A 12,661-nucleotide genomic window follows, 5' to 3' on the forward strand; every position below is an offset into this window, starting at 1 on the left:
ATTATTTAACTAAATTCCCTGCCTTTTCAATCTTTTCATGAGCATCACGAGGAAACTTATCGCATTTCAGAAATTTACCCATTCCCGGCTTTCCAACGAACCGTTTATCTTTGATCACATACTCCCCGCGGGAAAGCACAGTTATTGGTTCGCCTGTTACCTTCATCCCTTCCAGCGCACTGTAATCCACATTCATCTGATGTGTATCAACAGAAATCGTACGTTCTTTATTCGGATCAAACAAAACAATATCGGCATCACTACCCGGTGCGATCGTTCCTTTTTGAGGAAATAGACCAAATAGCTTTGCGGACTTTGTAGAGATAATGTCTACAAACTTATTCAAGGAAATCCGTCCTTTTTTCACACCTTCGGAAAATAACACACTAAATCTGTCTTCAACAAATGGTCCTCCATTTGGTATCTTGGAAAAATCACCTTTACCGAGTTCTTTCTGGCCTTTAAAATCAAATGAACAATGATCAGAACCGATCGTCTGCAATTGACCGGTCTTTAAGGCATCCCATAAAATCCCTTGGTTTGACTTATCCCGTAACGGCGGCGACCAAACATACTTGGCTCCTTCAAAGTTTGGTTTTTCAAGATTGGATTGGTCGAGAACAAGATACTGCGGGCAGGTTTCACCGTATACATGGAACCCTTTGCTACGCGCATCTGCAATCTGTTCAACCGCTTCCTTACATGTTACATGCACCACATATAATTGAGAATCCGCAAGGGCGGTAAGTTTCGCAGCTCGACCTGTTGCTTCACCTTCTAGTTCCGCTGGGCGCGTTAAGGCATGGTTAATTGGGTCGGTATTTCCTTCTTTCAGCGCTTTCTCTGTTAAATAGTTAATAACATCCCCATTTTCCGCATGAACCATCACCAGACCACCATGTTCCTTGGCTGTAATTAATGTCTGAAAAAGGGTCTCATCATCAGCCTGCAAAACATTTTTATAAGCCATAAATATTTTAAAGGAGGTAACACCTTCTTCCTCAATCACCCGTGGCATTTCTTTTAATATACGTTCACTTGCTTCAGCAATTTGTAAATGAAATCCATAATCAATAACGGCTTTCCCTTCGGACTTCGCATGCCAATTGTTGAGCGCATTTTTTAGTGAACTTCCCTTTTCACTTAGGCAAAAGTCAATAATTGTCGTTGTACCTCCATGTGCCGCCGCGATGGTACCGCTTTCAAAGTCATCCTTTGTCACTGTTCCACCAAAGGGCATTTCCATATGTGTGTGAGGATCTATCCCTCCCGGCATAACATAATATCCTGAAGCATCAATAACCTCTGCATATATATCACTTAAATTTTGACCAATTGCTCTTACTTTTTCATCCTCAATCAATACATCTGCAGTATAGGTATCCGTTGCTGTTACAATTGTTCCATTTTTAATCATTTTTTTCATGAGTGAATCCTCCTTATTTTTAGTAAAGAGACGAAAGCAATGATTCATTTAATGAGTTATTAATTTTTGCTATTAAGCGTTTGAAGTGCTGACTGGCGTTTATTCCATGACAATGGTGGCTCTGTCGGTATAAGTTCCACCATGTCAATTGCCCCATCAACCGGACAAACAATGGAGCAAAGATTGCATCCAACACAGTCATCTTCTCTAACTTGTAAATAATCATTGCCCTTTTCATCGGTCAGTATATCGATACATTGATGTGAAGTGTCTTCACAAGCAATATGGCACTTATTACAATTAATACATATGTCATTATTAATACGTGCAACGATCTTATGATTTAAATCCAAATTGCTCCAGTCGGTATATTTTTTCACTGAGACACCGATGATCTCATTTAAGGAAGAGATCCCCTTATCATCTAAATAATTATTCAACCCTTCATTCAGATCATCAATAATACTGAACCCATGATGCATTGCGGCTGTACAAATCTGTACGCCTCCTGCGCCCATCAATATAAATTCAACAGCATCCTGCCAAGTTGAAACCCCACCAATCCCTGAGATTGGAATATTAATATCTGGTTGACGTGCACATTCCCCGACCATATTCAGAGCAATCGGTTTAACCGCTGGACCGCAGTACCCTCCATGTGCTCCCATTCCGTTCACATTTGGGATCGTATTCCATGTATCCAAATCTACACCTATTAAACTATTGATCGTATTGATCATACTTATCGCGTCGGCTCCACCCCGCTCCGCTGCTTTTGCCGTTGCAGTAATATCTGTGATATTTGGTGTCAGTTTAGTTATTACCGGTACTTCAGCAGCTTCTTTCGCGTATAAGGTTGTTTTTTCCACTAAATCTGGATGCTGACCAACTGCTGCTCCCATTCCTCTTTCCGACATGCCATGCGGACAGCCGAGATTCAACTCAAAACCATCTACCCCTACATTTTGAACACGTTTAACAATTTCATGCCACTTTTCCCGTTTGGGTTCAACCATTAATGACGCAATGATGGCCCGGTCCGGGAAGCGTTTTTTTGTGTCATAAATTTCTTTTAAATTGTCTTCAATCGGTCGGTCAGATATCAATTCAATATTGTTAAATCCGGCAACACGCTGACCATTAAAATGATGTGCACCAAAGCGCGAAGTAACGTTCAATACAGGTTCACCAAGCGTTTTCCATACTGCACCACCCCATCCAGCTTCAAATGCTCGCTGTACCTGATACCCAGTATTTGTCGGAGGTGCAGATGCAAGCCAGTATGGGTTTGGCGATGTAATCCCAGCAAAGTTAATACTTATATCGGCCATTTTATTCTCCCCCTTTTCATACATCTACTTTCTCATTTCAGGCACTCTCTGTACAAGAATCCTTTAATTGCTGATGGATGGCATATGCCGTCTCTTTTCCTTGTTGTGCGGCAGAAACTACCATTGCCTCACCAATTCCCTTTCCAAAAATAACGTCACCTGCAGCATAAACTTTCGGATTTGATGTAACGTATGTTTCAGGATCTACCTTTACCACACCACCGTTATGTTCTAAATCAAATGCTTCAATGATGTGCATATGTCTCGTCTGACCAATCGCCTTAACGAGAATATGAACATCAATTAAAAACTCGGAACCTTTTACTTCAACTGGACGCGGGCGTTCACCATTCCCCATCTCTTTTAGCTCCATTCGTACACACTCTATCTGTTTCAAATGGCCCCCATGATCACTAATAAGACGTTTAGGTGCAGTCAGCCATCTAAATTCCACACCATCTTGTTTTGCAAATTCATATTCAAATTCATAGGCGGTCATTTCTGTTTCAGTACGGCGATAAAGAATCTGAACGTTATCCGCTCCTAGTCTTACTGATGTTGTAGCACCATCTATCGCTGTATTCCCTGCCCCAATTACAACCACATGTTTGCCGGCAAACTCTTTTGGATAATTTTTATTCTTTGTCTTTTCCACAAGCTCAATTGCATCGTAGATCCCACCTAAATCTTCTCCTTCTATGCCAAGCATCGGTACTGTCGACATACCTGCAGCAAGAATAACCGTATTGTAATTATCGATGAGTTCATCAGCTATCATATCTTTTCCAATTTCTGTATTTGTACGGATTTCAACCCCTAATTGCTCCACCTGTTCCACTTCCCATAATGAGATATCTTTTGGTAGCCGAAAAGGAACAATACCGTGTGTGTCCAACCCTCCCGCCTCTTCTTTCCTCTCAAAAATTGTCACCTGATAACCTAGTCTTGCAAGTTCACGAGCCGCGGATAAACCTGCTGGACCACTACCAACAATTGCAACACTTTTACCATTTTTTTCACCTGCGTTAAATAATACCTGCTCATTTTTAATGGACCAGTCAGTGGCAAAACGTTGCAAATCACCGATCATGATAGGTTTTGTAGAGTTATTTAACACACAGGCTCCCTCACATAATTCCTCTGTCGGACAAACCCGAGCACAACTTGCACCTATCGGATTAGCTTCCATAATATTCTTTGCGGAACCTTTTAAATTTCCCGATGCAATCTTCTTAATAAAGCCGGGAATATCAATTCCGGTCGGACAGGCTTTAATACAAGGCGCATCATAACAATAAAGACATCGGTTCGCTTCATCTAATGCTTCTTGCGCATTATAACTAGGCTTGGACTCATCAAAATTCTTTGCTAGGTCTTCAGCTGACAGCAAATTTTGCAGTAAATTTCCCATTGATGGACCTCCTTTTGAGAGTTAAATAGTAAAGAAATCAAGAGCATTAGTTAAAATATTTTATATGCTATATTAAAATATTTTCACTAATGCTTCACTAAAGCCTACTCCTTTTATTATAATTTTTAGAATTAATTATATGCTAGACAAAGTGTAAAAATGCTTTAAAGACGATTAGACACTTTGTATTTATACGATTAGTGCTGATATAAAAACACTCATTACTCATTTTTAAAAGATAGAATGGCTTTTTCAAAGCGTTCTACCACTTCTTGATCCCTTGGTGATGTTGTTAAACTTACTATAATAAAAAAAGCAAAGTTAATTAAAAGCCCCCACATTGCTGGATCTAACCCGAGTGGACTTGATAATCCCGGAATAAAGGTAAACAAAATAATGAACAAAATACTTACAGTTAAGCCAGTGATAGCGCCATATGCATTTGATCTTTTCCAAAATAGTGCACCGATTGTGGGGACAATAAGTTGTGCTGTACCACCGAATGCAATCAAGCCAATAGTAACTAAGAGACCTGGAGCAAACAAAGTAAGAAAATAAGCTAATATAGAAAATATAAGTAGAAAATATCTTCCCATCTGTATTAATTTACTCTGAGATGCTAATGGGTTAGCATACCTTTGATAAAAATCTTTTGTCATTACAGCTGATACTGCGTGAATTTGACTGTTAGCCGTTGACATTGCTGCCGAAGCTCCACCAGCTAGTATTAGCGCGCCGATAATAAATGGTGCATACTCCATAACCATTAAAGGAAGTATTTGATCCGCATTCACTACACCTGGCATTTTCAATACTCCAGTCCAGCTAACAAGCACAGAGCCAATATAAGTAATCGCTACAAAGGAAATTAAAAATGGCATTAAGTTAAATAATTTACCATTTTTTACAGCGTACATACGTAACCAAAGTTGAGGGCCCATTAGAGCTCCAATCGCAGTAATAAAACATAAAGAAATCCATGCACTGTATCCGGAGGACCCCTCAGGTCCTGGGAGAGTAAGATGTTCCGGATTCGACTCCAACATTTGTTTAAACAGAGCTATTGGTCCTCCAACTGTCTTGGAAATATAAAAGCCAACAAAAAGCAATCCGAAAAACAATAGTGCCCCGTATATAATATCTGTCCATGCTACTGCCCGCATTCCACCAATCCAAACATAAATTATGATAACTGTATAAAACAGAAGAGCGGCTAACCAGAAAGGAATAATTCCGCCAGAAGCCACCTCTATTAAATATGCACCACCTGTTAGTTGAATTTGTAGATAGGGTATAGTGAATATAATAACTATCAAACCAACAATAATACGTACTTTTTCATTATTATAGAAATCCCCTAATAAGTCAGAAGGCGTTACATAGTTAAACTTTTTTCCTAAATACCAAATTCTTTTTCCTACAAAAAAATACAAAAAACCAAATAATATATTCCACGCAAAAGCAGTCAAGTAGACTGGCCCCTCGATATAAAATGAGGCATTAGATCCAAGAAAAGCGAATGCGCTCCACCATGTGGCTGATACAGTAAAAAAAGCAGCTACAGATCCCATATCTCTCCCCTAAATAAAATAATCATCACTGGAACCTTTTGACTTTGCCGATGCAATAAATCCTATTATTAAAGGGAGGATCATAAAAAGAGCAATAATAATAACTCCAATAGTCATAAATACTCACCCTTAAAAATTTACTTTTATTTTCCCCAGTTCAATTTATACGCAATAAAAAAGATAGTGGTACAAAAAGCCCACCAAAACAACACCCAGGCAACTAAGAAGGGAAGGCCAAAAATCATTGGTTCTATGGAATTAGCAAGTAAGATAAGAGGACTCTCTAACATAACTAAACCAATAACGGGCGCCACAATAAAAAAAATCCGTAATCCATTTCTTTTCAAATTAATCTTCCTTTCTGTGTTAAATATAAAACACGGGAGATCTACTGACACAAAAAGATATCAAACAATTAATGAAAACACATGGAGTTAAACACAGACTATCAGTCTTATTTGGTCCTAATTTATTTAATATTCAAGTGCTAACATTTTAAATATCTCAACGCATTTCTCAATTTCTTCTATATATACCCACTCGTCAATTGTATGGGCTTGTTCAAGATTTCCTGGGCCAAAACAAATTGCATTTTTATTATTTAATTTCCATGAAACCACAGCTGCATCAGTGTATGCTACATATCCACCTTGAACAGGTTCGGTATTTAGAATCCTTTTATATCCCTTTGATAGCAATTTAACCACCTCAGCATAGTCAGGTACTTCAACTGGCGGGCGCTGTAGACCAAGATTATTAATCTCCACTTTAGCTCCTGGTATTCTTGCTAGACCACGATTAACTGACTTTTCTATAATTTTATTTGCAGTTTTATCATCCAAAGGCGGAACAATTCTAAAGTCTATTTCAGCTCTTGCTTGGTCAGGAACTACATTCGTTTTGGTCCCACCTGCTATCTTTCCAATGGATAACAAAGATTTCCCTAAATATTTGTTATCAAAAGGAAGACCATTCACAACTGATTTGATTTCACATAAAATTTCAGCCAATGCATGGTTCGCATCAACTCCTCTTTCTGCATGACCGCCATGTGATGACTTTCCGTATGTTTTTATTTCATACCACATAACACCACGGTGAGCACGAACAATTTCCAAATTTGTTGGTTCCGGTGCAATAGTCATCGTTGAAGAATCTATATAATTGGATTGTAAAAATTTCATTACACCTTTCATTCCAGGTCCCTCTTCGTCAACAGATACCACAACAATAAAATCCCCGGGTAACGATGGTTCTTTGCTTGCTTCTTTTAAGGCATAAAGAGCCGATGCAAGACCAGACTTCATATCAGCGGATCCACGTCCAAATAGTTTATCACCTACTATTTCGCCGCCAAATGGATCTTGTGTCCATTCCTCACCGGCCGGTACAGTATCACAGTGAGCAATTAATACAATAGGAGCACGTTTTCCCTTTCCGGGAATTCGAGCAATAACATTGTTTCGATTCAGCTCAACTTCCTGTAATTGATAGGGAATATCTTCTTTTTCAAGCCATTCACAAATAAATTCAGTTACTCTTTTTTCGGTATTAATAGGATTTCCGGAGTTTATTTTAACTAACTTTGAGGTAAGTTCAACAGCCGAATGTAGCATTAAAAGTCCTCCGTTTCTTTCTTGTTATCTATCGTTATAACCTAATTTTGTACGACGAACCATTTTATACGAGAAAATCAGTCATTGGAATCCTGATTTTGGAACCAGGATTCCAATGACTATTTAAAGTTGTGCAAAAGCCTTCTTCACCGTATTCACTATAAACTTTAAATCGTCATCTGTTATACTAAGCGGTGGACTAAGTTGTAATATATTATTAAATCCGGCAACCGTATCGCCATTCTTTCCAATAATCAATCCTTGTTTCTTACAAAAACCAATGATTTTATCAACCTTTTCTACGGCAGCTGGTTCTTTTGTATCCTTATCTTCAACCAATTCAATCCCCATCATTAAACCTTTACCACGAACATCGCCAACATTCGGATGATCTTTTAGATCAGTCATCTCCTCCAAAAGTTTTGCTCCTAGTTTAGCAGAGCGCTCCACAAGATTCTCTTTTTCAAAAATTTCAATATTTCGAAGCGCAACCGCACAGGCTGATGGATTTCCCCCATATGTGTTAACATGACGGAAATGATTATATTCACCTTCTTCTTTAAATGCTTCGAAAATCTCTTTTTTTACAGCGGTTGCTGATAATGGCAGGTATGCACTTGTAATTCCTTTAGCCATTGTGACAATATCCGGTTTTACACCATAATGCTGAAATCCAAATCGTTTACCAGTCCGACCAAAACCGCAAATTACTTCATCAACGATTAATAAGGCACCATGCTTTTCACAAATTTCCTTGACACGTGGCAAATAGCTTTCATGTGGTATCAAAACACCGCCACCTGTAATAATAGGTTCCATAATGACTGCTGCAATTGTTTCATCAATTTCCCATGTCATGACTCGATCAATTTCATCCGCACATGCTAGACTTTGTTCTTCCAATGTACCTTTATACGGACTTCTGTACATATCTGGTGGTGTAACGTGAAGAAATCCTTGTGCCAAGGGCTCATATCGGTACTTTCTTTGTGCTTGACCTGTCGCAGCAAGAGATCCCATCGTATTTCCATGATACGCTCGATATCTGGCAATAAACTTATGCCGACCACCCTCTCCTTTTTGCTGATGGTACTGACGAGCCATTTTAAACGCTGTTTCATTTGCCTCCGATCCACTATTGGAAAAAAAGATCACATAGTCGTCGTTAAGCCATTCATTTAGCTTTTCGCCAAGCTCGATTGCCGGAATATGACTTTGGGTCATAGGAAAATAAGGAAGTGCTTTCATTTGATCGTATGCTGCTTCGGCCAGTTCCTCCCTTCCGTATCCAACATTTACACACCATAAACCAGACATTCCATCCAGATATTTTTTTCCATTCATATCTGTTATCCACGCACCATCCGCTTCAGTAACTACCATGGAGGATGCACCAGCATTGTAGCGGCGCATCGCATGCCAGATATACTTAGCATCTTTACTTAATAAATCATTTGATTTTGTCTCCATGTTATTTCCTCCCTCTCCTGTTTCTACAGGCGTGATGTAATCATTTTCTTTTTCGTATAAAATTCCACCCCATCTTTTCCATTCGTGTGCAAATCACCATAAAAGGAGTCCTTCGCTCCAGAAAAAGGGAAAAATGCCATTGGTGCAGGTACGCCTAAATTTACTCCCAACATGCCAGCATCAATTGTTTCCCGGAAAGTTCGAATATTGCCTGCATCTCTTGTGAATAAACACGATCCATTTGCAAATTTTGATTCGTTTGTAGTTTCAATCGCTTCTTCTAATGAATCAGCACGGACAATAGATAATACCGGAGCAAAAATTTCTTCTTTCCAAATGGTCATATCCGTTCCGACTCCATCAAATATCGTCGGCCCTACAAAATATCCATTACTATTATTTGCTTTATCTTTTCTTCCGTCCCGTACTAGTTTCGCCCCTTCGCTTATACCCGTTTCTATATAATTGACCGTTTTATCCTTATGGTTATCGCGAATAACAGGTCCTAAAAACACACCATCATCAAGGCCATTACCGATTTTAATTTCATCTGCTGCTTTTACTAATTTTTCTACCAGTTGATCACCGATCTCACCAACCGCCACAACAACAGAACAAGCCATGCAGCGTTCACCGGCTGAACCATACGCAGCACTAATGATCTGTTCTACTGCCTTCTCTACATCGGCATCAGGCATAACAATCGAATGATTTTTTGCTCCTGATAACGCCTGCACACGCTTACCATGAGCAGCTGCTGTTTCATATACATGTTTTGCTACCGGTTGTGAACCAACAAACGAGATTGCTTTAACATCCTTATGTTCTAACAAACCGTTAACTACGTCATGTGCACCATGAACAATGTTAAGCACACCACTTGGCAGACCAGCTTCTATCAATAATTCTGCTAGGCGATTTGCTAAAATTGGCGTTCGTTCGGAAGGCTTCATTACAAAGGTATTACCACACACAATTGCAAGTGGGAACATCCAGCAAGGTACCATCATTGGAAAATTAAATGGCGTAATTCCCCCTACTACACCAACTGGATAACGGAACATTTCGGAGTCAATATCACTCGCAATGGTTGATAGTGAGTCGCCCATCATTAAACTCGGTGCTCCTGTTGCAAATTCAACACACTCAATCCCGCGTAATACTTCACCATAAGCCTCCTTATAGGCCTTTCCATTTTCTTGAGTGACAAGTTTTGCCAGTTCCTCATGATTTTCAACTAAAAGCTGTTGGTATTTGAATAGAATTCTTGCTCTTTTTGGAACAGGTGTTTTACTCCAGGTTTTGAAAGCTTCTTTCGCAGCACCTACCGCATTATCTAAATCTTCTAAAGTTGAAATAGGTACTTGCGCGAGTATTTTTTCTGTTGCTGGGTTTGGTACATCTTGATATTGTTGCGTATTTGAATCCATCCATTTCCCACCTACAAAGTTTTTAAGTTTTTGTGTTTTTATTGATACATTCATATTTTATTCCTCCTATTATTGTTCAACTATTCTGATTATAATTTTTATAAATGATCGATTCATTAGACAAAAGGTTAATTGATTTTATTTTTTATTGAACATCTTCACAATGGATGATACTTGCCAGTTACTGCATCAACAGTTAACATAAATTTATTTTCTAAGTAGATATCTCCCCCTTCTACAATCCAATATGGGCGATAAAATATTTCCTTCATTGTCAATATAATCGGTGGTGGGGAAAAAACCTTCATTTTATATGAAATTGTGTCATAGACAAACTTTTTAGCAATTACTTTCGCATCCGCGGATTTTATTTTTCCCGGAATAATTGCATCCGTTTGTATTGCTTGTTTTTCAAAACAAGGAAACGTATTAACAATTGCTCCGATTCCGTTAATCCCGTCAATTGTACAACCAATCATCCCGCCCTTTGGATGAAAAAGACTTTTTCTTTCTAATTTATATTCAAAATAGTAGTAGGGATAGAACACCAATTGATTAACATGAAACAAGTTATTCGCATCTGTTTTTTCAAATACAAGTTTTAATTCATGATGATCAAAACGCACATTTTCGGAATAAATGATCTTATTCATCGTTGTACACCTTGAACAGATGGTTTATGTTTCATAAAGTCTGAAATAACTCTTGCCTCAGGTGCAATGTCCTGTGCTATATTCTGCTCCACTTTTTTTGGTAACCTCCGCGGGCCTTTTGCTTCTTCAAATATTTCTTCCATATCGGAAGTAGGTGGATTTCCAAATAAATTACCAATTATCATCCCGATCACTGAAATAAACAATCCCGCAAGAAATGGATGAAGACCTGTAATAGCTTGCCAATCAAGTGCTGTCCAAAGAATATTCGTTATTCCTCCTCCAATCATGGAACATAGGACACCCGTGCTATTTGCTTTTTTCCAATATACAGCGGCAATATATGGCACCATGAAACTATTCCCCATCGTCCCAAACGCAAAAACTACGAGATCAAATACTTTAGGGGGTTGAATCACAGCGACTAGTATTCCTGTTATTCCCGCGAATAAAATACTCAGGCGTGAAATTAAGATCATTTTAGTAGGATTGGCCTTTTTGTTTATAAACCGCTGGTATACGTCACGAGACAAAATCGTTCCCGCCTGCATTAATATAGAATCTGACGTTGACATAATTGCTGCCATCACAGCTGAAAGTAATAATGCAGCAACAACGCCAGGGAAAAATGTATAGGCAAGCGTCGGAATAACCATTTCCGGATCACTTAGATTAGGTAGAAGTACAATCCCAACTAAACCTAATAGATATGGTGAATAAGCAAAAAGCTGATTATATATCGCTGACCATAATGTTGCTGACTTAACTGTTTTTGTACTTTCCATTGACATATGTCGCACGACAACATGGGGAAGTCCCATATACCCGATCATATAAATTAAACTTGAGCCTAAAATAACTCCCCATTGTCCGTAATAAATATAGTCTTCCCCCCAAATACTTAAATAAGATGGATCCATTTCTCCAAGTGATTGATTTAAGCCTGAAAGCCCACCGACATGTACGAAGGCTACAACTAAAATACAAGCTACTCCCACAAGCATAACGAGTGCTTGAAAAAAGTCTGTCCATACTACTGCCAAATATCCGCCAGCAACTGTATAAATAACAATTACACCAACGCCAACAACTACTGCCCACTCATACTTCCATCCCGTCAAAGATTCTAGTGCTTTACCAGCCGCTAAAAACTGTGCAAATACGTACGCAAACAGAAATACAGTTGCGATGATTGACCCTACAATCCTTACTGCAGCACTTTTAAAACGCTTTTCCAAATATTCAATTGGCGATAATGCCCCTAATAGCTCTGACATACGACGCATTCTTTTTCCTAATACGGATAAATTAATGATTCCTCCACCAGCATCCCCGATTGCATACATCATTGCGTACCAACCATGTTGAAAAGCTAATGCAGGTCCACCGAGGAACATAAAACCACTCATCGAAGTACTTTGCATTGTTAGCGCAGTAACAGCTGGTCCTACTTTTCTATCCCCCAATAAATAACTATTCGGTGATTTAGATGCCTTCCTAGAAAAATACAAACCAACACAAAGCAATAAAAATAAATAGATTAGAAAAATAAGAACATCGTCTTTCATATTAATTTTTCACCTCGCCTTCAGATGGATCTTCTAAGTCATCATCTCTCTTATTTCTGAAATACATAAAGATACCTAATGCTAACCAAATAAAAGGCCATGGAACAATAAGCCAAAAGGATTCAACGGGAAAGTTAAACAAGATCTGTACCTCCTTCCTCCACACTCGATTAACCTTCATCTTG

At 38.7% G+C, this 12,661-nt stretch carries 10 protein-coding genes; all 10 read right to left on the bottom strand.

The features are described from left to right. Position 1: 1 nt before the first annotated feature. The 10 genes from hydA to GZ63_RS18030 all read right to left on the bottom strand — a co-directional run bounded on the left by hydA (position 2) and on the right by GZ63_RS18030 (position 12,618). Positions 2-1,426 carry a dihydropyrimidinase gene (gene hydA / locus GZ63_RS0102090; RefSeq protein WP_029266385.1) on the bottom strand — a complete coding sequence of 475 codons (1,425 nt, stop codon included), beginning with the start codon at positions 1,424-1,426 and terminating at the stop codon, positions 2-4. Between the two features lie 59 nt (positions 1,427-1,485). Next, complete coding sequence (preA, locus tag GZ63_RS0102095; RefSeq protein WP_029266387.1) at positions 1,486-2,757, bottom strand: NAD-dependent dihydropyrimidine dehydrogenase subunit PreA; 1,272 nt, start codon at positions 2,755-2,757, stop codon at positions 1,486-1,488. A gap of 37 nt (positions 2,758-2,794) precedes the next feature. Continuing rightward, positions 2,795-4,168, bottom strand: a complete 1,374-nt coding sequence (locus GZ63_RS0102100) for an NAD(P)-dependent oxidoreductase (protein WP_029266389.1) — start codon at positions 4,166-4,168, stop codon at positions 2,795-2,797. Between the two features lie 221 nt (positions 4,169-4,389). Continuing rightward, on the bottom strand, positions 4,390-5,739 hold the full coding sequence (locus tag GZ63_RS16290) for a sodium:solute symporter family protein (protein ID WP_226374291.1): 1,350 nt from the start codon (positions 5,737-5,739) through the stop codon (positions 4,390-4,392). A gap of 473 nt (positions 5,740-6,212) precedes the next feature. Then, on the bottom strand, positions 6,213-7,355 hold the full coding sequence (locus GZ63_RS0102115) for a M20 family metallopeptidase (protein WP_029266394.1): 1,143 nt from the start codon (positions 7,353-7,355) through the stop codon (positions 6,213-6,215). 123 nt (positions 7,356-7,478) lie between these two features. Next, positions 7,479-8,825 (bottom strand): aspartate aminotransferase family protein, encoded by a 1,347-nt coding sequence (locus GZ63_RS0102120; protein WP_029266395.1) that lies wholly within the window; start codon positions 8,823-8,825, stop codon positions 7,479-7,481. A 23-nt stretch (positions 8,826-8,848) separates the two neighbouring features. After that, positions 8,849-10,309, bottom strand: a complete 1,461-nt coding sequence (locus GZ63_RS0102125; RefSeq protein ID WP_029266397.1) for a CoA-acylating methylmalonate-semialdehyde dehydrogenase — start codon at positions 10,307-10,309, stop codon at positions 8,849-8,851. Between the two features lie 104 nt (positions 10,310-10,413). Then, positions 10,414-10,908 (bottom strand): hypothetical protein, encoded by a 495-nt coding sequence (locus GZ63_RS0102130; RefSeq protein WP_029266399.1) that lies wholly within the window; start codon positions 10,906-10,908, stop codon positions 10,414-10,416. Further along, on the bottom strand, positions 10,905-12,476 hold the full coding sequence (locus tag GZ63_RS0102135; RefSeq protein WP_029266401.1) for a sodium/proline symporter: 1,572 nt from the start codon (positions 12,474-12,476) through the stop codon (positions 10,905-10,907). Before GZ63_RS0102135 ends, GZ63_RS0102130 begins: the two co-directional genes overlap by 4 nt. A 1-nt stretch (position 12,477) precedes the next feature. Then, positions 12,478-12,618, bottom strand: coding sequence for a hypothetical protein (locus tag GZ63_RS18030; RefSeq protein WP_198020897.1), 141 nt, complete (start codon positions 12,616-12,618; stop codon positions 12,478-12,480). Between the last annotated feature and the right edge of the window lie 43 nt (positions 12,619-12,661).

Origin of the sequence: Virgibacillus alimentarius, from assembly GCF_000709085.1 — a bacterium.
Taxonomy (GTDB): domain Bacteria; phylum Bacillota; class Bacilli; order Bacillales; family Amphibacillaceae; genus Virgibacillus_B; species Virgibacillus_B alimentarius.